General features: G+C 59.9%; 22 protein-coding genes. 17 read left to right on the plus strand and 5 right to left on the minus strand.

Features of this window, described 5'->3' with window-relative positions:
- Positions 1–48 precede the first annotated feature (48 nt).
- The 14 genes from hscA (at position 49) to GPL81_RS10655 (ending at position 14073) form a co-directional block, all read left to right on the plus strand.
- Positions 49–1911: a Fe-S protein assembly chaperone HscA gene (gene hscA, locus GPL81_RS10590; RefSeq protein ID WP_160106687.1), complete on the plus strand. Its 1863-nt coding sequence runs from the start codon at positions 49–51 to the stop codon at positions 1909–1911.
- Between the two features lie 2 nt (positions 1912–1913).
- Positions 1914–2255, plus strand: a complete 342-nt coding sequence (gene fdx / locus GPL81_RS10595) for an ISC system 2Fe-2S type ferredoxin (protein WP_085715824.1) — start codon at positions 1914–1916, stop codon at positions 2253–2255.
- Positions 2256–2269: 14 nt separating this feature from the next.
- A complete protein-coding gene (gene iscX / locus GPL81_RS10600; RefSeq protein ID WP_111281124.1) occupies positions 2270–2470 on the plus strand; it encodes a Fe-S cluster assembly protein IscX in 201 nt (66 codons plus the stop codon).
- Between the two features lie 88 nt (positions 2471–2558).
- On the plus strand, positions 2559–2984 hold the full coding sequence (ndk, locus tag GPL81_RS10605) for a nucleoside-diphosphate kinase (RefSeq protein ID WP_007903599.1): 426 nt from the start codon (positions 2559–2561) through the stop codon (positions 2982–2984).
- 28 nt (positions 2985–3012) lie between these two features.
- Positions 3013–4158: a dual-specificity RNA methyltransferase RlmN gene (gene rlmN, locus GPL81_RS10610; protein ID WP_160106688.1), complete on the plus strand. Its 1146-nt coding sequence runs from the start codon at positions 3013–3015 to the stop codon at positions 4156–4158.
- 16 nt (positions 4159–4174) lie between these two features.
- Entirely contained in the window at positions 4175–4933 is a 759-nt protein-coding gene (pilW, locus tag GPL81_RS10615; protein ID WP_160106689.1) for a type IV pilus biogenesis/stability protein PilW, read from the plus strand.
- Positions 4933–5964: a RodZ domain-containing protein gene (locus GPL81_RS10620; protein ID WP_160106690.1), complete on the plus strand. Its 1032-nt coding sequence runs from the start codon at positions 4933–4935 to the stop codon at positions 5962–5964. The genes pilW and GPL81_RS10620 overlap by 1 nt, the downstream gene beginning before the upstream one ends.
- Before the next feature lie 3 nt (positions 5965–5967).
- Positions 5968–7077, plus strand: coding sequence for a flavodoxin-dependent (E)-4-hydroxy-3-methylbut-2-enyl-diphosphate synthase (gene ispG / locus GPL81_RS10625; protein WP_003185136.1), 1110 nt, complete (start codon positions 5968–5970; stop codon positions 7075–7077).
- A 22-nt stretch (positions 7078–7099) separates the two neighbouring features.
- Positions 7100–8389 (plus strand): histidine--tRNA ligase, encoded by a 1290-nt coding sequence (hisS, locus tag GPL81_RS10630; protein WP_096513312.1) that lies wholly within the window; start codon positions 7100–7102, stop codon positions 8387–8389.
- 42 nt (positions 8390–8431) lie between these two features.
- Entirely contained in the window at positions 8432–9073 is a 642-nt protein-coding gene (locus tag GPL81_RS10635) for a tetratricopeptide repeat protein (protein ID WP_096513311.1), read from the plus strand.
- A complete protein-coding gene (bamB, locus tag GPL81_RS10640; RefSeq protein ID WP_096513310.1) occupies positions 9066–10217 on the plus strand; it encodes an outer membrane protein assembly factor BamB in 1152 nt (383 codons plus the stop codon). The genes GPL81_RS10635 and bamB overlap by 8 nt, the downstream gene beginning before the upstream one ends.
- A gap of 234 nt (positions 10218–10451) precedes the next feature.
- On the plus strand, positions 10452–11921 hold the full coding sequence (der, locus tag GPL81_RS10645; protein ID WP_095193769.1) for a ribosome biogenesis GTPase Der: 1470 nt from the start codon (positions 10452–10454) through the stop codon (positions 11919–11921).
- A 224-nt stretch (positions 11922–12145) separates the two neighbouring features.
- On the plus strand, positions 12146–13294 hold the full coding sequence (locus GPL81_RS10650) for a pyridoxal phosphate-dependent aminotransferase (protein WP_160106691.1): 1149 nt from the start codon (positions 12146–12148) through the stop codon (positions 13292–13294).
- On the plus strand, positions 13282–14073 hold the full coding sequence (locus GPL81_RS10655; RefSeq protein ID WP_160106692.1) for an amidohydrolase: 792 nt from the start codon (positions 13282–13284) through the stop codon (positions 14071–14073). Before GPL81_RS10650 ends, GPL81_RS10655 begins: the two co-directional genes overlap by 13 nt.
- A gap of 202 nt (positions 14074–14275) precedes the next feature.
- On the opposite strand, the gene leuA is transcribed toward GPL81_RS10655, so the two are convergent.
- The gene (gene leuA, locus GPL81_RS10660; RefSeq protein WP_160106693.1) at positions 14276–15955 is read right to left on the minus strand and encodes a 2-isopropylmalate synthase; all 1680 of its coding nucleotides are present in this window, start codon (positions 15953–15955) and stop codon (positions 14276–14278) included.
- A gap of 164 nt (positions 15956–16119) precedes the next feature.
- On the opposite strand from leuA, the gene GPL81_RS10665 reads away from it, so the two are divergent.
- Both GPL81_RS10665 and GPL81_RS10670 read left to right on the plus strand, forming a co-directional pair.
- Positions 16120–16317, plus strand: a complete 198-nt coding sequence (locus GPL81_RS10665; RefSeq protein WP_160106694.1) for a hypothetical protein — start codon at positions 16120–16122, stop codon at positions 16315–16317.
- 28 nt (positions 16318–16345) lie between these two features.
- Positions 16346–16702 (plus strand): hypothetical protein, encoded by a 357-nt coding sequence (locus GPL81_RS10670; RefSeq protein ID WP_160106695.1) that lies wholly within the window; start codon positions 16346–16348, stop codon positions 16700–16702.
- A 107-nt stretch (positions 16703–16809) separates the two neighbouring features.
- On the opposite strand, the gene GPL81_RS10675 is transcribed toward GPL81_RS10670, so the two are convergent.
- Together GPL81_RS10675 and xseA are read right to left on the minus strand one after the other, a co-directional pair.
- Entirely contained in the window at positions 16810–17631 is an 822-nt protein-coding gene (locus GPL81_RS10675) for a peptidoglycan DD-metalloendopeptidase family protein (RefSeq protein WP_096513302.1), read from the minus strand.
- A gap of 3 nt (positions 17632–17634) precedes the next feature.
- Entirely contained in the window at positions 17635–19014 is a 1380-nt protein-coding gene (gene xseA, locus GPL81_RS10680; RefSeq protein WP_160106696.1) for an exodeoxyribonuclease VII large subunit, read from the minus strand.
- A 190-nt stretch (positions 19015–19204) separates the two neighbouring features.
- Here xseA and GPL81_RS10685 point away from each other — a divergent pair, with 190 nt between their 5' ends.
- Positions 19205–19966: a sulfite exporter TauE/SafE family protein gene (locus tag GPL81_RS10685; protein ID WP_160106697.1), complete on the plus strand. Its 762-nt coding sequence runs from the start codon at positions 19205–19207 to the stop codon at positions 19964–19966.
- 112 nt (positions 19967–20078) lie between these two features.
- Here GPL81_RS10685 and GPL81_RS10690 read toward each other — a convergent pair whose 3' ends face one another.
- Together GPL81_RS10690 and GPL81_RS10695 are read right to left on the minus strand one after the other, a co-directional pair.
- Positions 20079–20468, minus strand: coding sequence for a DNA polymerase III subunit chi (locus GPL81_RS10690; RefSeq protein WP_096513299.1), 390 nt, complete (start codon positions 20466–20468; stop codon positions 20079–20081).
- An 8-nt stretch (positions 20469–20476) separates the two neighbouring features.
- Positions 20477–20905 carry a DNA polymerase III subunit chi gene (locus tag GPL81_RS10695; protein ID WP_096513298.1) on the minus strand — a complete coding sequence of 143 codons (429 nt, stop codon included), beginning with the start codon at positions 20903–20905 and terminating at the stop codon, positions 20477–20479.
- Positions 20906–20947: the final 42 nt, after the last annotated feature.

Below are 20947 nucleotides of genomic sequence, written 5' to 3' on the forward strand. Positions count from 1 at the left end.
AGTGCCGCTCCGGTCGCACGCCTGATATACAGATAAGTCCTGATAACGATGGCCCTACTGCAGATCGCCGAACCCGGCCAAAGTCCTCAACCGCACCAGCGTCGTCTGGCTGTGGGGATCGACTTGGGCACTACCAATTCGCTGGTCGCTGCATTGCGCAGTGGACTTTCCGAGCCTCTGGCTGACGCAGAAGGGCGGGTCATCCTGCCGTCTGCCGTGCGCTACCACGCCGATCGCGTCGAGGTCGGCGAATCCGCCAAGCTGGCTGCCGCCACCGATCCTTTGAACACCGTGCTGTCGGTCAAGCGCTTGATGGGTCGTGGTCTGTCCGACGTCAAGCAATTGGGCGACCAGTTGCCCTACCGTTTTGTCGGTGGCGAATCGCACATGCCGTTCATCGACACGATCCAGGGCCCGAAAAGCCCGGTCGAAGTCTCTGCCGATATTCTCAAGGTCCTGCGCCAGCGCGCGGAAGCGACCCTGGGCGGTGAACTGGTTGGTGCGGTCATCACCGTTCCGGCCTATTTCGACGACGCTCAGCGTCAAGCCACCAAGGATGCGGCCAAGCTGGCCGGCCTCAACGTGCTGCGTTTGCTCAATGAGCCGACAGCGGCAGCGGTGGCTTACGGTCTGGATCAGCACGCTGAAGGTCTGGTGGCGATTTATGACCTGGGCGGCGGCACCTTCGATATTTCGATTCTGCGCCTGACCGGCGGTGTCTTCGAAGTGCTGGCCACTGGCGGCGACAGTGCATTGGGCGGCGATGACTTCGATCACGCGATCGCTGGCTGGATCATCGAGAGCGCCGGTTTGTCTGCCGACCTCGATCCGGGTGCGCAACGCAACTTGCTGCAAACCGCGTGCGCGGCCAAGGAAGCCCTGACCAACGCTGCGTCGGTTGAAGTCGCTTATGGCGACTGGAAAGCCGAACTCACCCGCGAAACTTTCAATGCGCTGATCGAGCCGATGGTTGCTCGCAGCCTGAAGGCCTGCCGCCGCGCCGTTCGCGACTCCGGTGTCGAGCTGGAAGAAGTGCATGCCGTAGTGATGGTCGGTGGTTCGACTCGCGTTCCTCGCGTTCGCGAAGCCGTCGCCGAAGCCTTCGGTCGCGAGCCGCTGACCGAAATCGATCCGGATCAAGTGGTGGCCATTGGTGCTGCGATCCAGGCCGATACCCTGGCTGGCAACAAGCGTGACGGAAGCGAACTGCTGTTGCTTGACGTGATTCCGCTGTCTCTGGGTCTGGAGACCATGGGCGGCCTGATGGAGAAGGTGATTCCGCGCAACACCACCATCCCCGTCGCCCGCGCCCAGGACTTCACTACCTATAAAGACGGCCAGTCGGCCATGGCCATTCACGTATTGCAGGGCGAGCGCGAGCTGATCAGCGACTGTCGCTCCCTGGCGCGCTTCGAATTGCGCGGTATCCCGGCGATGGTGGCGGGTGCGGCGAAGATTCGTGTGACCTTCCAGGTCGATGCCGACGGTCTGTTGAGCGTCTCCGCTCGTGAGCTGGGTTCGGGCGTCGAAGCCAGCATCCAGGTCAAGCCATCCTATGGCCTGACCGATGGCGAAATCGCCAAAATGCTCAAGGATTCGTTCCAGCACGCCAATGACGACAAGGTGGCCCGCGTATTGCGCGAGCAGCAGGTCGATGCCCAGCGCCTGATCGAAGCGGTGCAGGCTGCCCTGGAAGCCGACGGCGAGCGCCTGCTCGATGCCGATGAGCGCATGGTCATCGACATGCAGGTGCAGGAACTGGCCGAACTGATGAAAGGTACCGATGGTTACGCCATCGAGCAGCAGACCAAGCGTCTGTCGCAAGTGACCGATGCCTTTGCTGCCCGCCGCCTGGATTCGACGGTGAAAGCCGCGCTGGCGGGGCGCAACCTGAATGAGATTGAGGAATAACGATGCCGCAGGTCATTTTTCTGCCACACGAAAAGTTTTGCCCGGAAGGCATGGTCGTGGAGGCTGAGACCGGTACGTCCATCCTCGAACTGGCTCATGAGCACCATATCGAGATGGAAAGTGCCTGTGGCGGCGTCTGCGCCTGCACCACCTGCCACTGCATCATCCGCGAGGGTTTTGACTCGCTGGAAGAGGCCGATGAGCTGGAAGAAGACTATCTTGACAAGGCTTGGGGGCTGGAAGCTCAGTCGCGCCTGGGCTGTCAGGCAAAGGTCGGGACTGAAGACCTGACCGTCGAAATTCCGAAGTATTCGCTCAACCACGCAGCCGAAGCACCGCACTGATTCAAGGAATTGTCATGAAACTCAAGTGGACTGATGTGCTGGAGATCGCGATCCAGCTGGCAGAAAGCAAGCCCGACGTGGACCCTATGTCGGTCAATTTCGTCGATCTGCGTAAATGGGTGATGGAATTGCCCGAGTTCGACGACAACCCTGAGCATTGTGGCGAAAAGATCCTGGAGGCCATTCAGGCCCACTGGATCGAAGAACGCGACTGAGCCACGCCGCAGGTTAGGCAATACCCGAGAACCCGCGTATAATTCGCGGGTTTAATTTTTCGTAAATTACCGTTTCTGGAGTTACACCATGGCTGTTCAACGTACTTTCTCCATCATCAAGCCTGACGCCGTTGCTAAAAACGTGATCGGCGAGATCACCACTCGTTTCGAAAAAGCAGGCCTGCGCGTTGTAGCTTCGAAACTGAAGCAACTGTCCAAAGCCGAAGCCGAAGGCTTCTACGCTGAGCACAGCGCTCGTGGTTTCTTCAACGACCTGGTTGCTTTCATGATCTCCGGTCCGGTTGTCGTTCAGGTTCTGGAAGGCGAAAACGCTATCGCTCTGAACCGTGAGCTGATGGGCGCTACCAACCCTAAAGAAGCTGCTGCCGGCACCATCCGTGCTGACTTCGCTGATTCCATCGACGCCAACGCCGTACACGGTTCGGACTCCGAAGCCGCTGCTGCTCGCGAAATCTCGTACTTCTTCGCAGCTACTGAAGTAACCACTCGCTAAGCATTGGCTTAAGAGTGAAGGTGAATCCATGACTACATCGACTGTTAAAACCAACCTGCTGGGTCTCACCCAGTCGGAAATGGAAAAATTCTTCGACTCAATCGGGGAGAAGCGTTTCCGTGCCGGTCAGGTAATGAAATGGATTCACCACTTTGGCGTGGATGATTTCGACGCCATGACGAACGTCAGCAAGGCCTTGCGCGAAAAGCTCAAGGCTGTTGCTGAAGTTCGCGGTCCGGAAGTGGTCAGCGAGGACATCTCCAGCGACGGCACCCGCAAGTGGGTGGTGCGCGTGGCGTCCGGCAGCTGCGTCGAGACCGTGTACATTCCCCAGGGCAAACGCGGCACCTTGTGCGTTTCGTCCCAGGCAGGCTGTGCCCTGGACTGCAGTTTCTGCTCCACCGGCAAGCAAGGCTTCAATAGCAACCTCACCGCCGCCGAAGTTATCGGCCAGGTGTGGATTGCCAACAAATCCTTTGGCAGCGTCCCGGCAACCGTCGACCGTGCCATCACCAACGTGGTGATGATGGGCATGGGTGAGCCGCTGCTGAACTTCGACAACGTCATTGCCGCCATGCATCTGATGATGGATGACCTGGGCTACGGCATTTCCAAGCGCCGCGTAACCCTGTCCACTTCGGGCGTGGTGCCGATGATCGATGAGCTGTCCAAGCACATCGACGTTTCCCTGGCGTTGTCCCTGCACGCACCGAATGACGCATTGCGTAACCAATTGGTGCCGATCAACAAGAAGTATCCGCTTAAGATGCTCCTCGAGTCGTGTCAGCGCTACATGTCGTCCCTGGGCGAAAAGCGCGTGCTGACCATCGAGTACACCTTGCTCAAGGACGTGAACGACAAGGTCGAGCACGCCGTTGAAATGATCGAGCTGCTCAAGAATATCCCGTGCAAGATCAACCTGATTCCATTCAACCCGTTCCCGCACTCCGGGTACGAGCGGCCGAGCAATAACGCCATTCGTCGGTTCCAGGATCAGCTTCATCATGCCGGTTTCAACGTCACTGTCCGCACCACCCGTGGTGAAGACATCGACGCAGCCTGTGGTCAACTGGTAGGGCAGGTGCTGGATCGCACCCGTCGCAGCGAGCGTTATATCGCCGTGCGTGAATTGAACGCCGACAGCGATCTGGCGCAGAACGCCGCGAACAAGTAATCAAGAGAGGATCTCTATGTCCCTGCGCTTTGCGCTGCTTTTGCTATTGGCCAGCCTTTGTGCTGGCTGTGTGCTTTCGGGCGATTACAACCCGATGAAGACCAGCAAGGGCCGCGACGAAGCGCGTGAGGCGTATGTGCAACTGGGCATCGGTTATCTGCAGCAGGGCATGACCGAGCGGGCGAAAGTGCCACTGAAAAAAGCGCTGGAGCTGGATGGTGCGGACCCGGACGCCAACGCTGCGCTGGGGTTGGTGTTCCAGGCCGAGATGGAGCCGGAACTGGCTGACCAGCACTTTCGCAAGGCGCTGTCTTCCCGTCCCGCCGATGCACGGATCCTCAACAACTACGGCAGTTTTCTTTTCGAGCAAAAACGTTACAAGGAAGCCTACGAGCGCTTTGAGCAGGCCGCCGCCGATACCCTGTATCCTGAGCGTTCGCGAGTGTTCGAGAACCTGGGCATGACCGCTTCGATGCTCGGCCAGCGCGACCTGGCCCAGCAGCAACTGGAAAAAGCCCTGCGTTTGAATCGCCAACAACCGCGTGCATTGCTGGAAATGGCTGAGTTGTCTTACGAAGACAGGCATTATGTGCCCGCGCGTGACTACTACGATCGTTTTAGCCTGCTCACCGAGCAAAATGCACGTAGTCTATTGCTCGGCGTTCGGCTGGCAAAAGTGTTTGAAGATCGCGACAAGGCCGCCAGTTATGGCCTGCAATTAAAACGACTCTATCCCGGTACACCGGAATATCAGCAATACCTGTCGGAGCAATGATGAAAGCGGCGCATCCCGAAGTTGTAGCAGCGAATCGCGTTAACCCCGGTGAGACCTTGCGCCAGGCCCGCGAAAGCAATGGCTGGTCGCTGGCCGAAGTGGCCCTCAAGCTCAACCTCACCGTCAGTTCCCTGAGCAATCTGGAGGCCGGCGATTTCGACAAGCTGCCTGGGCACACCTTTGCTCGCGGCTATATTCGTGCCTATGCCAAATTGCTCGGCATGGACCAGGCCGTTCTGGTTCAGCAGTTCGACCAATCCACCGGCACCGACTCCCAGGGTAGCAGCGTGCATAGCCTGGGTCGTATCGAAGAGCCGGTCCGGGTTTCCCACACTATCCTGCGCATTGTCAGCCTGTTGCTGCTGGTGGCGGTGATTGGCGGTGGTTTTGTCTGGTGGCAGGATCAAACCTCGCTGCGCACCAAGGACCAGGTCAGCCTGACCCCTGAACACGTGGAAGTCGAAGGCGCCGACGGCACTACCCAGATTCATCCGCTGGACGAGCCGGAAGATCAGGCTGTCGCGGAAGGTCAGGCTGAAAATTCCACTGCTCTGGCATTGCCACAGGCCGAGACTTCGGCTGAAGCACCGGCTGAAACTCAAGTTTCGGCACCTGCGGCTCCAGTGCCAACAGCACCCGTGCACAGCCCTGCTCCGGTTGTCGCGACGCCTGCGACTCCAGCCCCGGCTGTTCCCGCCGTACCGGCACCGACTGTGACTGCACCGATTGCCCCGAGCATTCCCGCGCAAGCCGCTGCCACACCGGCTCCGGCAGCTGCTCCGGTCGCAGGCCACGGACAGGTTCAATTGCAATTCACCGCCGATTGCTGGACACAAGTGACCGACGGCGGTGGCAAGGTGCTATTTAGTGGTCTCAAGCGTAAAGGCGACAGCCTTTCCGTCAGCGGCAAGCCACCGTTTGCCGTACGCCTGGGCTTCGCCCGTGGCGCGCAGGTCAGCTACAACGGCCAGGCGGTCGATGTAGCTCCGTTCACCAGTGGCGAGACTGCTCGCCTGAAGTTGGGTCAATAACTCATGCACGGCGAATCTCCAATCAAACGTCGCGAGTCCCGCAAGATCTGGGTCGGTAACGTGCCTGTTGGCGGCGATGCACCTATCGCTGTACAGAGCATGACCAACAGTGACACCAATGATGTCGCTGCCACCGTGGCGCAGATCAATCGTCTGGAAGCGGCCGGCGTCGATATCGTGCGGGTATCCGTACCGGACATGGATGCCGCCGAGGCCTTCGGCAAGATCAAGCAACTGGTCAAGGTGCCGTTGGTGGCCGATATCCATTTCGACTACCGCATTGCGTTGCGCGTCGCCGAACTGGGTGTCGACTGCCTGCGAATCAACCCGGGCAACATCGGTCGTGAAGATCGCGTACGCGCCGTGGTCGATGCCGCCCGTGATCGCGGGATTCCGATTCGCATCGGCGTCAACGCAGGTTCCCTGGAAAAAGACCTGCAAAAGAAATACGGCGAGCCGACCCCGGCCGCGCTGGTCGAGTCGGCCCTGCGCCACGTCGAGCACCTTGAACGCCTGAACTTCCAGGACTTCAAGGTCAGCGTGAAAGCCTCCGACGTGTTCATGGCCGTCGAAGCCTATCGCCTGCTGGCCAAGGAAATCGTCCAGCCGTTGCACCTGGGCATCACCGAAGCCGGTGGTTTGCGTTCAGGCACGGTGAAATCCGCCGTGGGCCTCGGTATGCTGCTCGCCGAAGGGATTGGCGATACTATCCGCATCTCGTTGGCGGCTGATCCGGTCGAGGAAGTGAAAGTCGGCTACGACATTCTCAAATCCCTGCACCTGCGCTCCCGTGGCATCAACTTCATCGCCTGCCCGAGCTGCTCGCGGCAGAACTTCGATGTGGTCAAGACCATGAACGAGCTGGAAGGGCGCCTTGAAGACCTGCTGGTGCCGCTGGATGTCGCGGTCATCGGTTGCGTGGTCAACGGGCCGGGTGAAGCCAAGGAAGCCCATATCGGCTTGACCGGCGGCACGCCAAACCTGATTTACATCGACGGCAAGCCGTCGCAGAAACTGACGAATGACAATCTGGTGGATGAGCTTGAACGCTTGATCCGCCAGAAAGCGGCCGAAAAGGTCGAAGCTGACGCTGCCGTCATCGCGCGCGGCTGATCGAACGAATTAAGGAAATTTTGTGAGCAAGTCTCTGCAAGCCATTCGTGGCATGAACGACATCCTGCCCGAACAGACCCCGCTGTGGCGTCATTTCGAAGGCAAAGTTTCGCGCCTGCTGGATAACTACGGTTACAAGCAGATTCGTATGCCGATCGTCGAGTTCACCGAGCTGTTCAAGCGCTCTATCGGTGAAGTGACCGACATCGTCGAAAAAGAGATGTACACCTTCGAAGATCGCAACGGTGATTCGCTGACCCTGCGTCCCGAAGGTACCGCGGCGTGTGTGCGTGCTGTGCTGGAACACGGCATCACCGGCGGCGGCCAGGTGCAGAAGCTTTGGTACATCGGTCCGATGTTTCGCCACGAGCGTCCGCAGAAAGGCCGTTACCGCCAGTTCCACCAGATTGGCGTCGAAGTGTTCAACCTCGACGGTCCGGACATCGATGCCGAGCTGATCGTGCTGACCTGGCGCCTGTGGGGCGAGCTGGGAATCCGCGATGCGGTCAAGCTCGAGCTCAACAGCCTGGGCACCAGCGAATCCCGTGGCCGTTATCGTGAAGCCCTGGTCGAGTTCCTGTCCGGGCATCTGGACAAGCTGGACGAAGACAGCCAGCGTCGCCTGAAAACCAACCCGCTGCGGGTACTGGACACCAAGAACGCCGACACTCAGGCGATCCTGGTCGATGCGCCGAAAATGGCCGACTACCTCGACGAAGAGTCCCGTGTGCACTTCGAGGGCCTCAAGGCTCGTCTGGACGCCGCCGGTATTCCTTACGTGATCAACCCGAAGCTGGTTCGCGGGCTGGATTACTACAGCAAGACCGTTTTTGAATGGGTCACCGACAAACTGGGTGCCCAGGGCACCGTGTGTGCCGGTGGTCGCTACGACGGCCTGGTCGAGCAGATGGGTGGCAAGCCGACCACGGGTGTCGGTTTCGCCATGGGCATCGAGCGCCTCGTCCTGTTGCTGGAAACCCTGGAGCAGATCCCGGAAGAGATCTCCCGTCAGGTGGATGTCTACCTCTGCGCCTTCGGTGAAGAAGCCGAGCTGGCCGGTCTGGCCCTGGCCGAGCGTGTGCGTGACCAATTGCCCAACCTGCGCCTGCAAGTGAATGCCGGCGCGGGCAGCTTCAAAAGCCAGTTCAAAAAAGCCGACAAGAGCGGTGCACTGTATGCACTGATCCTCGGTGACGACGAGATGGCCCAGCAAGTGGTAGGTTTCAAACCCCTGCGTGGCCAGGGCGAACAACAAAGTATTGCCTGGGATGCGCTTGCTGCACACCTGGCCACCTGCGTCGTGCAGGGTTGAAGCTGTCATAAACAGCCGAATTAGCGATTAAGGAGTATTGGGGTGTCGAGTACCGAAGAGGAACAGCTGGCGGATTTGAAGGACTGGTGGTCACGCAACGGCAAGCCCCTGGTCACTGGCGGCCTGTTGGCGCTGGTCATCGTGTTCGGCTGGCAAGCCTTTCACAAGTATCAGAGCAATCAGTCGCAAGGCGCCTCGATGCTCTATCAGCAACTGCTGGAAACCACGCTGACGCCTAGTGGCAAGCCTGATGCGGCCCGTGTTTCGGACCTGGCGGCCAAGCTCAACAGCGAGTTCGGCGGTAGCGCCTATGCGCAATACGGCAGCCTGTTCGTGGCGAAAGTCGCCGTCGACAGCGGCAAGCTCGATGACGCAGCCAGCGAGCTGAAAGCCATCGTTGCCAAGCCGGCCAATCCGGCGCTGGGCGAAATCGCCCGTCAGCGCCTGGCACAAGTATTGGCCGCGCAGAACAAGGCCGACGAAGCCCTGAAACTGCTCGAAGGCGATGCCGACAAGGCCTTCCTGGCGACTCGCGAAGAACTCAAGGGCGACCTGCTGGTGCAGCTGGGTCGTACCGATGAAGCGCACGCGGCGTATCAAAAAGCCAAGGCGGCACTGTCGGATGAAGCGGCGGTCGGTGGCCTACAAATCAAGCTGGACGACCTGGCCAAAGGGGATGCGTGACGTGATTCGTTGGAAACATGCAGCATTGCTGGCTCTGGCCATTCTGGCCGCGGGTTGCAGCAGCAACAGCAAGAAAGAACTGCCACCGGCCGAGTTGACCGATTTCAAGGAAGAAGTGGTTCTGAAGAAACAATGGAGTCGTTCGATCGGTGACGGTCAGGGCGAAACCTACAACATGCTGGTACCGGCCATCGATGGCGATACCATCTATGCCGCCGATGTGACCGGTGTGGTGATGGCGCTGAATCGCAGCAACGGCGACGTCAAGTGGAAGAAAGATCTCGAACTGCCTGTTTCCGGTGCCGTTGGCGTTGGTTACGGTCTGCTGACGATTGGTACGCTCAAGGGTGAAATCGTTGCCCTGGACGCCATCAACGGTGAAGAGAAATGGCGCGCTCGCGTGTCCAGCGAAGTCCTCGCACCACCCGCCAACAACGGTGATGTGGTCGTGGTCCAAACCCAGGACGACCGTCTGATCGGCCTGGATGCCGCCACCGGCAACCAGCGCTGGTTGTACGACAGCACGCCTGCCGTACTGACCCTGCGTGGCACCAGTGCGCCGATCGTCACCAACCGCCTCGCAGTGGCTGGCTTGTCGACCGGTAAAGTGGTCGCTCTCGACATTTCCAACGGCGTGCCGGTGTGGGAACAGCGTGTAGCGATCCCGCAAGGTCGTTCGGAGCTGGAGCGCGTCGTCGACATCGACGGCGGCCTGCTGCTGTCCGGCGACAAGATTTATGTCGCGAGCTATCAGGGTCGGGTTGCGGCACTGGACCTGCAAAGCGGTCGTCAGCTGTGGCAGCGTGATGCTTCCAGCTACGCTGGCGTCGCCCAGGGTTTTGGTAGCGTCTATGTGAGCCTGTCTTCGGGCACCGTTGAAGGCGTCGACGAACGTTCCACCACTGCCCTGTGGAGCAACGATTCGCTGGCCCGCCGTCAACTGTCGGCACCGGAAGTGTTCTCCAGCTACGTTGCAGTCGGTGACCTGGAAGGTTACCTGCACCTGCTGAGTCAGGTGGACGGTCGTTTCGTCGGCCGCGAACGCATCGACAGCGACGGCCTGCGTGCCCGTCCGCTGGTGGTGGGTGACACGATTTATGTATATGGCAACAGCGGCAAACTGGAAGCCCTGACCATTAAGTAACGACTATGCTTGGGTTTTAACCCCAAGCGGCTTCACTGGTTGTAGGACTGTAGGAGCGAGCTTGCTCGCGATGGACGCCAACGATGAAGTTGGCGTCCTGAATAAACGCGGTGACTTTGCGTTTTTCGCGAGCAAGCTCGCTCCTACAAGAAAACACACGGTGATTGCCCCGAGCACCAGCCGCTGCCTCGCAGCGGCTTTTGTATTTTCTGAAATAACGAAGTGGAGAGCCGCATGGTTCCCGTAATCGCCCTGGTGGGCCGACCGAACGTCGGCAAGTCCACCTTGTTCAACCGCCTGACCAGGACTCGCGACGCCATTGTCGGCGACTTGTCCGGTCTGACCCGTGATCGCCAGTACGGTGAGGCCAAGTGGCAAGGGCGTTCCTACATTCTGATCGACACCGGCGGTATCTCCGGTGACGAACACGGTATGGACGAAAAAATGGCCGAGCAGTCGCTGCTGGCCATTGAAGAAGCGGATGTTGTTCTGTTCCTGGTAGATGCCAAGGCCGGTTTCACCGCCGCCGACCAGATGATTGCCGAGCACTTGCGCAAACGTAACAAGCGTTCCCATGTAGTCGCCAACAAGGTTGACAACATCGACCCTGAAATGGCCCGCGCCGAATTCGCCCCGTTGGGCATGGGCCACGCGATCCCGATCGCCGGTGCCCACGGTCGCGGCATCACCCAGTTGCTGGAAGCGGCACTGAGTGAGTTCCCGAAAGACGAAGACGAGCTGGAAGAAGGCGAGGAAGAGGACGTTGCCGAAGGCGAAGAAGCCAAGCGCATTCCTGGTCCGAGCGAAAAAGACGGGATCAAGATCGCCATCATCGGCCGGCCGAACGTAGGCAAGTCGACTCTGGTCAACCGCATGCTCGGTGAAGACCGGGTGATCGTGTATGACCAGCCTGGCACCACCCGCGACAGTATCTACATCCCGTTCGAGCGTAACGACGAGAAGTACACGCTGATCGACACCGCCGGTGTGCGCAAGCGCGGCAAGATCCACGAAGAAGTCGAAAAATTCTCCGTGGTCAAAACCCTGCAGGCCATCAAAGACGCCAACGTGGTGATCTTCGTGATGGACGCTCGCGAAGGCGTGGTGGACCACGACCTCAACCTGCTGGGCTTTGCCATTGAGTCGGGTCGTGCGCTGGTCATCGCGATCAACAAGTGGGACGGCATGACGCCGAGCGAGCGTGACTTCGTGAAGGTCGAGCTGCAACGTCGACTGTTCTTCGTTGACTACGCCGACATCCACTTCATCTCGGCACTGCACGGCACGGGCGTGGGCAACCTCTACGCTTCGGTGCAGAACTCGTTCAAGTCCGCGGTCACCCGCTGGCCGACCAACCGCCTGACCCAGATTCTGGAAGATGCGGTCGGTGAGCACGCGCCGCCGATGGTCAACAATCGTCGGATCAAACTGCGTTATGCCCACTTGGGTGGCGCGAATCCGCCGATCATCGTGATTCACGGTAACCAGATCGAGAAGGTGCCGAAGTCTTACGTTCGCTACCTTGAAAACACCTATCGCCGTGTCCTGAAGCTGGTCGGTACGCCGATCCGCATCGAATTCAAGGGTGGCGAGAACCCGTACGAAGGCAACAAGAACTCGCTCACCGACCGTCAGGTCAACAAGAAGCGTCGCTTGATGTCGCACCACAAGAAGGCCGACAAGAAGCGTCGCGACAAACGCTGATTCACGCCTTGCCTGCTTTCTGTGGGAGCAAGGCTTGCCCGCGATGAACGATAACGCGGTGTGTCAGAACAACCGCGGTGCGGCAATCGCGGGCGAGCCTTGCTCCCCCAGGGGCAGGGTGAAAAAAGGGTGCCTCTGGCGCCCTTTTTTTATGGGCGCCGGATGGGCTATCCTCGGGCTCTCCCGCGCCGCCGTAGAGCCGGGTGTAGAGCAGGGAACCACCGATGATCACCAGTAAGCTGCCGAATGTCGGCATCACTATCTTCACTCAGATGTCTCAGCTCGCGGCTCAGACCGGCGCGCTCAATCTGTCCCAGGGCTTTCCTGATTTCGCTGCCCCGCAGGCCCTGTGCGATGCGGTCGGCCGACATATCGCCAATGGCCATAACCAGTACTCGCCAATGACAGGGCTGCCGGTGTTGCGTCAGCAGATCGCGGCGAAGATCGCCCGCAGTTATGGCGCGCAGGTGGATGTGGATACTGAAGTGACGGTTACCCCCGGCGCGACCGAGGCGATTTTCTGTGCCATTCAGGCGGTTATCCACAGCGGTGATGAAGTCATTGTGTTTGACCCGGCGTACGACAGCTACGAGCCCTCGGTAGAGCTGGCCGGTGGTCGTTGCGTGCACGTGCAACTGGGCCTGAACGATTTCAGTATCGACTTCGAGAAGCTTGCCCAGGCACTGAGCCCGCGCACGCGAATGATCATTCTCAACACCCCGCACAACCCTAGTGGTGCGCTGATCAGTCGTGCCGAACTCGATCAGTTGGCAGCGTTGATCCGCGATCGCGATATCTATGTGATCAGCGACGAAGTCTACGAGCACCTGGTGTATGACGGCGTGCCCCACGTCAGCGTGCTGGCTCATGAAGAGCTGTATCAGCGTGCATTCGTCGTCAGTTCGTTCGGCAAGACCTACCACGTCACAGGCTGGAAAACTGGCTATGTGGTCGCACCACCGGCCCTTACGGCGGAATTGCGCAAGGTGCACCAGTACGTGAATTTTTGTGGCGTGACGCCGCTCCAATATGCCTTGGCCGATTTTATGGCAGAGCACCCTGAGCACGTCGAAGAGTTGCCGGGCTTCTATCAGGCCAAGCGCGATTTGTTCTGCGATCTGCTGGCGCCGTCGCGCTTCAGCTTCACCCGAGTGACAGGCACGTACTTCCAGTTGGTGGATTACTCGCAGATCCGCCCGGACCTCAATGACGTGGAGATGGCGCTGTGGATGACCCGCGAACACGGCGTCGCGAGCATTCCGATCTCTGTGTTCTATCAGAAGCCGCCTGAAGGCCAGCGCCTGATACGGCTGTGTTTTGCCAAGCGTGAGGAGACCCTGCGTGAAGCGGCGGAAAAACTATGCGTGATTTGAGTGCGTTGCCGAAGCTGACCGTTGCGTTGGTCCAGACTTCCCTGGCCTGGCATGACCGCCAGGCCAACCTGGAGCATTTCGAGCCGTTGCTGGAACAGGCCCGTGGCGCCGATCTGATCATTTTGCCGGAAATGTTCACCACCGGTTTCTCCATGGAGTCGGAAACGCTGGCCGAGGCGGAAAACGGCCCCACCAGCAAATGGCTGCGGGCTCAGGCCTTGAGTCTCGATGCGGTGATCACCGGTAGCGTTATCGTTCAGGCTGCGGATGGCAGCCATCGCAATCGCCTGTTGTGGGCGCGGCCGGACAGCGAAGTGCTGCACTACGATAAGCGGCATTTGTTTCGCATGGCTGGCGAGCACCACCACTACACCCCCGGCGAGCGTCAGGTGCAGTTCGAACTCAAGGGCTGGCGGGTGCGACCGCTGATTTGCTACGACCTGCGCTTCCCGGTGTGGAGCCGCGACGCACAGGACACGGACCTTCTGCTGTACACCGCCAACTGGCCCGGTGCGCGGCGCCAGCACTGGAATCGTTTGTTGCCGGCCCGGGCGATCGAGAACCTGTGTTATGTGGCGGCGGTGAACCGTATTGGCACTGACGGCAAAGGCTTTGCGTATACCGGTGACAGCCAGGTACTGGATTTCCAGGGCGAGACATTGCTCAGTGCAGGGGAGGCGGACGGGGTGTTCAAGGTGGTGCTGGATGCGGCGGAACTGGGGGCGTATCGCACACGGTTTCCGGCGAATCTGGATGCCGATACCTTCGAACTCACCTGAGATTTTTGCTGCCTGAACCGGCCCCATCGCGGGCAAGCCCGCTCCCACAGTGATCTGTATGTACTCAAGTTTTTTGTACACCAGAGAACCTGTGGGAGCGGGCTTGCCCGCGATGGGGCCGTGACAGGCATCACATAATTTACAGGCAAACAAAAAGGCCCCGAGGTTCGCACCCCGGGGCCTTTTGCATGACAGCGAAGGCTTACGCCGCTTTCGCTTCCGGCTGGCTCAGCGAGCGGTTCAGCGCGCTGAACAGGGCCTTGAAGCTGGCGGTGGTGATGTTTTCATCGATGCCCACGCCGTGCACCGCACGCTCGCCATTCACCCGCAGTTCAATGTAGGCCGCTGCCTTGGCATTGGTGCCCGCGCCGATGGCGTGTTCGTTGTAGTCCATGATTTCCACCGGAATCGGCAGACCGGCCACCAGGGCTTCCAGGGCGCCGTTGCCCTTGCCGCGCCAGTGCAGGTTGGTTTCGCCCTGGCCTTTGCTGGCGACTTCCACTTCGACGGCGCTGTGACCGTTTTCTTCCTGCAGGCGATGGCTGACCAGCGCGTACGGGGTGTTGGCTTGCAGGTATTCGCTGATCAACAGCGAGTGAATCTGCTTGGCGGTCATTTCCAGGCCCAGGCGATCGGTTTCACGCTGCACGACCTGGCTGAACTCGATCTGCATGCGACGCGGCAGGCTGATGCCGTATTCCTGTTCCAGCAAGTAGGCGATACCACCCTTGCCCGACTGGCTGTTGACGCGGATGACCGCCTCGTAGCTGCGGCCGATGTCGGCCGGGTCGATCGGCAAGTACGGCACTTCCCACAGGGCATCGGATTTCTGCTGGGCGAAGCCTTTGCGGATCGCATCCTGGTGCGAGCCGGAGAATGCGGTGTGTACCAGGTCGCCGACGTACGGGTGACGCGGGTGAACCTGGATCTGGTTGCACTCCTCGACGACCTTGCGTACGCCGTCGATATCGGAGAAGTCCAGTTCAGGGTCAAGACCTTGGGTGTACATGTTCAGGGCCACGGTCACCAGATCGACGTTACCGGTGCGCTCGCCGTTGCCGAACAGGCAGCCTTCGACACGGTCGGCGCCGGCCATCAGGCCCAGTTCGGTGGCGGCAACGCCGGTGCCACGGTCGTTGTGGGTGTGCAGGCTGATGATCACGCTGTCACGACGGTTGATGTGACGGCCGAACCATTCGATCTGGTCGGCATAGATGTTCGGGGTTGCGCACTCGACGGTAGCCGGCAGGTTGAGGATCATCTTGTGCTCGGGCGTCGGGTTCCAGACTTCGATCACCGCGTCGCAGACTTCCTTGGCGAACTCAAGTTCGGTAGCGCTGAAGGTTTCCGGCGAGTACTCGAAGGTCCACTCGGTTTCCGGCTGCATGGCAGCGTATTTGACGAACAGCTTGGCCGCGCTCACGGCGATTTCCTTGATCCCGTCCTTGTCCTGGTTGAAGACAATGCGGCGGAAGGAAGGGGAGGTCGCGTTGTACAGGTGAACGATGGCCTTCTTCGCCCCGCGCAGGGATTCGAAAGTGCGCGCGATCAGGTCTTCACGGCCCTGGGTCAGCACCTGGATGGTGGTGTCGTCCGGAATGTGGCCACCTTCGATCAGGGTGCGCACGAAGTCGAAGTCGGTTTGCGAAGCGGCCGGGAAGGAGGCTTCGATTTCTTTCACGCCGACCTGCACCAGGGTTTTCCAGAAGCGCAGCTTCTTGACGGCGTCCATTGGCTCGATCAGCGACTGGTTACCATCACGCAGGTCGGAACTGCACCAGATCGGGGCGGCGGTGATGGTTTTCGACGGCCAGGTACGGTCCGGGATGTCGATGGTCGGGAAGGCGCGGTATTTCGAAGACGGGTCTTTGAGCATGCTCATCGGGAAATCCTTATTGTGTGGGCCGAAAAAAGGCGGCCTGCCGGTGGATCGAATGTACTGGGTAAAGCGTAGGACGAGGCGCCGCGATTCAGCCCGGCAGTCGTGCGCTGACAAGGCACAGGCTGCGGTGCTGGCGGAGCTGAATGAGGGTGTGAGAGGTTTTCATGCCTTCAACCCTAACCGCGGGGGGGAAGGATGGCAAGCAGTCGAAAAAAATTGAGAGGAATACTCGTCACGGCGCATTTATCGAGATTTTATTGCTTTGGATTTGTTTGATGTTCAAGTTGTTTGCGCAAGGTTTGAGCGATGCGCAATCGGCAGTTTTGGCACCTTGTGCCCGCAGCGGGGCTATTCTTCTTTAAAGCCTCGACTGGCAAGCGGGAGTCGGCGATGAACGAGTCCGATTGGAAACAGTATTGCGTATTGCGCCCGGTGGCCCATGAACGGATGTGCACCCGGATCATGGCGGACGTCGAAAAGATTGTGCTGGACAAGAGTATTGCGCCCTACGAACGGATCGATGCCAGCGAGGAATTGCTCAAGGGCGGGCAAAAAGAGCTGTATTGGGCATTTGGTGTTTTCAGGTTTTCGCGTCATGAAGCCCGCTCGCACTTGCTCGGGTTGTGCGCGCGGGAGTTGATCACGGCAGAGGAGTTGAGCTGGTTTTCAGTGGAGACGCAGGAATGGGTCAGGCACTGTCTGGCGGACCGGGAGGTCCATGGGATTGAGGATCTGGAGGCGGAGTAATTGTGTCAGTGATGCCGCCTTCGCGGGCAAGCCCGCTCCTACAGAGAAGCGCGTTGTATCTGTAGGAGCGGGCTTGCCTGCGAAGGGGCCATCAGCCTCGCTGAAATTTAAGGCTGAAACGCCCCGATAAAAATCGCCGGATCCACCCGCGCATCATTCAGGCTGACATTCCAGTGCATGTGCGGCCCGGTCGCCCGCCCCGTCGCGCCGACTTTGCCCACCACGCCGCCGCGAGCCAGTTGCTGCCCAACCTTCACGTCAATCTTCGACATGTGGCAGAACATGCTGATGAAACCCTGTCCATGGTCGACAAACACAGTGTTGCCGTTGAAGAAGTAGTTGCCGATCAGGATCACCTTGCCTGCGGCCGGGGTCTTGATCGGTGTGCCGGCGGGCACGGCGAAATCCAGACCCGAGTGGGGATTGCGTTCTTCACCATTGAAGAAGCGGCGCACGCCGAACTTGCTCGACAGCGGGCCGTTGACCGGCTTGTCCAGCAGCAGGTTACTCGGCGTATTCGGGCTGAACGTGCGGTAGGCAGCGATCTGCTCGGCCAGTTCGCGCTCGATGCGCTTGAGGTTTTCCGGGTCCGGGTTGACCTGTTGGGTGTTTTTCAGGGTGATGTGCTGTTCCGGGTATTTCTTGTTACCGACGGTGAAACCCAGGTTACGGCCGCTGCTGTTGATGGACTGGGCGCCGGGCTTGACCGTCAGTGGCACGCCGACAATGGCCAGCCAGTTGTTCTGTTCCTTGACCACCAGCACCGGTTTGCCCTGATAACTGGCTTTCGGCGTTTGTGCGGAAGTGCCCAGGTCCACCACGGCGACGCCGCCAGGCACCGGTTTGTTCAACAGGCGCGTGATGTAGCTGTCGGCGTGGGCATTGAAAGTCAGGCACAACAACAGACACGAAGCAAAAAAACGCGGCATGGATCAATCCAGTAAAGAAAGGGTGACGGGTGTCAGGTGATTGTCTTCGACCCGCACTTGCAGTTCGCCTTCACCCAGTTTGGCCTTCAGGCGCTGGCCAGTATGGGTTTGCCCGGCGCTGCGGATCGCGTTGCCGCGCTCGTCGAGCAAAATGCTGTAGCCGCGGCCGAGGGTCGCCAGGGGGCTGACCACATGCAGTGTCTGCATCTGGCTTTGCAGCTGCAGGCGACGGCTTTTCAAACCCTCGCGCATGGCACGGGGCAAACGTTCGGCGAGGCTGTCGAGCCGTTGACGCAGCATCGCCAGTTGCCGGCCGGGATGCTGCGCGGCCAGGCGGGTTTCCAGGCGGATCAGCCGTTCGCGGCGGGTGTTGAGGTTGCGTTCGAAGGCCCGGCGCATACGCATGTCCAGATCGTCCAGCCGCTGCGCTTGCTGACGCAGGCGTTCGCCAGGATGGCGCAGTCGGCGGGAGATGCCCTCCAGGCGCAGCCGATCACGCATCAGGCGGTCGCGCATGCGCATCACCAACCGGCGGTGCAGGCTCTCGACCCGGCGCAGCAGATCGCTGGAGTCCGGTGCCAGCAGTTCAGCGGCCGCCGAAGGCGTGGGTGCGCGAACATCGGCCACGAAATCACTAATCGACACATCGGTTTCATGGCCGACGGCGCTGACAATCGGTGTCACGCAGGCATCCACGGCGCGGGCCACGGCTTCTTCGTTGAAGCACCAGAGGTCTTCCAGAGAGCCGCCGCCACGGGCCAGGATCAGCGCATCGAAGCCCCGGGCGTCCGCCAGCTTCAGTGCGCGGACAATCTGCGCGGTGGCCTCGCGGCCCTGTACGGCGGTGGGGATCAGCGTCAGTTGCACCTGCGGCGCGCGGCGGCGGAACACGCTGATGATGTCGCGGATGACTGCGCCGGTGGGCGAGCTGATGATGCCGATGCGTTGCGGATGCGCCGGCAGCGGCACCTTGCGTTCGGCACTGAACAGGCCTTCGGCACTGAGTTTTTCCTTCAGAGCATCGAAAGCCAGGCGCAATGCACCGTCGCCGGCGGGTTCCACGGTGTCGAGGATCAGCTGATAATCGCCGCGTCCCTCGAACAATGAGACTTTGCCTCGCACCTTGACTGCCAGACCGTCCTTCAATGCCTGGCGTACCCGAGCGGCGTTCTGCCGGAAGAGCGCGCAACGTACTTGGGCGCCGCTGTCCTTGAGGGTGAAATACACGTGGCCGGACGCCGGGCGGGCGAGGTTGGAGATTTCGCCTTCGACCCAGATGTTGCTGAACACGTCTTCGAGCAACACCCGTGCGCGGCCGTTGAGCTGGCTGACGGTCAGGACTTCGCGGTCCAGGCCGAGTCTTGCAAAGGGATCTTTAATCATGGGGCGCAGTTTAAAGGCATTCGGTGAACAATCTCCATGAGTCCGCATAAATCCCTTGTAGGAGCGAGCCTGCTCGCGAATGCATAGTGTCAGTCAACGAATTTATTGAATGGAAAATCGAATTCGCGAGCAGGCTCGCTCCCACAGGGGTTAGAGTCGTCAGTGATATTCAAGGAAGAAGGGGAAGTGTGTGTTTGATTTGTTGAGCCAGTGGCCATTTGGCGCAGTGGATTGGCTGGTGATCGGGACAGGCATCGCCCTGGCCTACATCGTGTTCGGCATCGCCGGGTTCGGCACGGCATTGGTGGCGGGGCCGATTCTGATCCTGTTCATGCCATTGTCGAAAATCGTGCCGCTGCTGGTGCTGCTGGATTTCGTCGCGGCGTTTGGCAATCTGTTGCCTTCGCGACGAAATGTGGCCAGGCCGGAGTTGCTGCGATTACTGCCATGCATGGGCGTGGGCTGCACCCTGGGGGTGATTTTCCTGCTGAACCTGAAATCCGACCTGTTGCTGCTGTTGATGGGACTGTTCATCAGTGCCTATGCGGTCTACAGCCTGTGGGTAAAGACCCGTCCGGAGCAATTGTCCGCTGTTTGGGCGCTGCCGATGGGCACCGTGGGCGGGATGTTTGGCGCATTGTTTGGCAGTGGCGGCTTTTTGTATGCGATCTATCTGAACAGTCGGCTACCCAAGGACGAAGCGCGGGCGACCCAAAGCGCGCTGATCAGTTGCAGCACGGTGGTGCGTTTGAGTCTGTTTGCGGTCGCGGGGGTGTATGCCGAACTGCCCTTGCTGGTGCTGGCGCTGTGCCTGTTGCCGGCCATGGCGCTGGGGCTGTGGATTGGCCGGCGGTTGACCATGCGCTTGTCGCGCGAAGCCTTTGTGCGGCTGGTGACGTGGCTGGTGCTGGTGAGCGGGATTGCGCTGATCGGGCGTTATCTCAACACCTGACCATGGCCTGGCCGGTTTTTCTGTGGGAGCAAGGCTTGCCCGCGATGGCGTCCGCGAGATCGCCATCGCGGGCAAGCCTTGCTCCCACAGAAGAGTCGCACGCTGTAACAGTTCAATCGTTGTACTGACTCAACAACCGCTCCAGCCGCGCGCTGAGGCGGCGTTTGATTTCGGTTTCGATGTGCGGCGCGAAGTCGTCGATCACGTCTTGCATGATCAATTGCGCGGCGGCACGCAGTTCGCTGTCGAGGTACAGCAAGGCGTCGGCGTTCTTGCTGGCGCTGGGCGCCGGTTCGGCGGCAGGCTCGGGAGGTGTCGGCTCGACGGTCGGCGCGGGTTCGCTGACAGTGTCGAACAGCATGGGAATCTGTTCCTGGTCACCTTCTTCGACCGTGTCGGTCAGCAGCGGTGGTTGCAGGTTGTCATCGCCGAGCAATTGGCGGATCGACTCAAGGTCGTCCAGCAGGTGCGCGGACTTTTGCAGCGGTTTTGGAGTGTCCATCGGAAGGCTCAGAGTCGCTGTAAACGGTGATCTTGCAGAGGATAGCCCTGTTCGCGGTAGAAACGGAAACTCTCCCGCGCGGCCTGGCGGATCACCGGATCTTCGACCACCACTTCCGCCACGCGGGCAAAGCGTTGGGCAAAGGCCGGGACCTTCAGGTCGAGGTTGACCAGCAAATCCTGGTGCTGGCCGCAATCATCGCCAAAACCCAACACGATCAGGCTGTCCGGTTCGCTTTCAGCGGGGCCGTGGGGCACGAAGCTTTCGCCCTTGAAGGCCCACAGGCGCGCGTCGAGATCATCGCGCTGAGTGGCGTCGCTGCAATGCAGATAGACACGGTGGCCCATGCGCCAGGCTTTTTCGGTGAGCTTGCAGGCGAAATCCAGCCGTGCCGAAGGATCGGCGCTGGGCAGGATATAGAAGTCGACTTTGGTCATTGCGGTTCCTGAGCTTCAGGCGGCGTCACCCGAGAGTGACGC

The organism is Pseudomonas izuensis, from assembly GCF_009861505.1.
In the GTDB taxonomy this organism is placed as follows: domain Bacteria; phylum Pseudomonadota; class Gammaproteobacteria; order Pseudomonadales; family Pseudomonadaceae; genus Aquipseudomonas; species Aquipseudomonas izuensis.

Excerpts from the sequence above, each read along its gene's own strand:
- pilW (WP_160106689.1), top strand. The coding sequence starts at position 4,175 with ATGTCCCTGCGCTTTGCGCTGCTTTTGCTATTGGCCAGCCTTTGTGCT.
- GPL81_RS10650 (WP_160106691.1), top strand. The coding sequence starts at position 12,146 with ATGATCACCAGTAAGCTGCCGAATGTCGGCATCACTATCTTCACTCAG.
- hscA (WP_160106687.1), top strand. The coding sequence starts at position 49 with ATGGCCCTACTGCAGATCGCCGAACCCGGCCAAAGTCCTCAACCGCAC.
- iscX (WP_111281124.1), top strand. The coding sequence starts at position 2,270 with ATGAAACTCAAGTGGACTGATGTGCTGGAGATCGCGATCCAGCTGGCA.
- GPL81_RS10675 (WP_096513302.1), bottom strand. The coding sequence starts at position 17,631 with ATGCCGCGTTTTTTTGCTTCGTGTCTGTTGTTGTGCCTGACTTTCAAT.
- xseA (WP_160106696.1), bottom strand. The coding sequence starts at position 19,014 with ATGATTAAAGATCCCTTTGCAAGACTCGGCCTGGACCGCGAAGTCCTG.
- bamB (WP_096513310.1), top strand. The coding sequence starts at position 9,066 with ATGCGTGACGTGATTCGTTGGAAACATGCAGCATTGCTGGCTCTGGCC.
- GPL81_RS10690 (WP_096513299.1), bottom strand. The coding sequence starts at position 20,468 with ATGGACACTCCAAAACCGCTGCAAAAGTCCGCGCACCTGCTGGACGAC.
- GPL81_RS10665 (WP_160106694.1), top strand. The coding sequence starts at position 16,120 with ATGCCTTCAACCCTAACCGCGGGGGGGAAGGATGGCAAGCAGTCGAAA.
- GPL81_RS10670 (WP_160106695.1), top strand. The coding sequence starts at position 16,346 with ATGAACGAGTCCGATTGGAAACAGTATTGCGTATTGCGCCCGGTGGCC.
- leuA (WP_160106693.1), bottom strand. The coding sequence starts at position 15,955 with ATGAGCATGCTCAAAGACCCGTCTTCGAAATACCGCGCCTTCCCGACC.
- fdx (WP_085715824.1), top strand. The coding sequence starts at position 1,914 with ATGCCGCAGGTCATTTTTCTGCCACACGAAAAGTTTTGCCCGGAAGGC.
- ndk (WP_007903599.1), top strand. The coding sequence starts at position 2,559 with ATGGCTGTTCAACGTACTTTCTCCATCATCAAGCCTGACGCCGTTGCT.
- GPL81_RS10620 (WP_160106690.1), top strand. The coding sequence starts at position 4,933 with ATGAAAGCGGCGCATCCCGAAGTTGTAGCAGCGAATCGCGTTAACCCC.
- ispG (WP_003185136.1), top strand. The coding sequence starts at position 5,968 with ATGCACGGCGAATCTCCAATCAAACGTCGCGAGTCCCGCAAGATCTGG.
- rlmN (WP_160106688.1), top strand. The coding sequence starts at position 3,013 with ATGACTACATCGACTGTTAAAACCAACCTGCTGGGTCTCACCCAGTCG.
- GPL81_RS10655 (WP_160106692.1), top strand. The coding sequence starts at position 13,282 with ATGCGTGATTTGAGTGCGTTGCCGAAGCTGACCGTTGCGTTGGTCCAG.
- GPL81_RS10695 (WP_096513298.1), bottom strand. The coding sequence starts at position 20,905 with ATGACCAAAGTCGACTTCTATATCCTGCCCAGCGCCGATCCTTCGGCA.
- der (WP_095193769.1), top strand. The coding sequence starts at position 10,452 with ATGGTTCCCGTAATCGCCCTGGTGGGCCGACCGAACGTCGGCAAGTCC.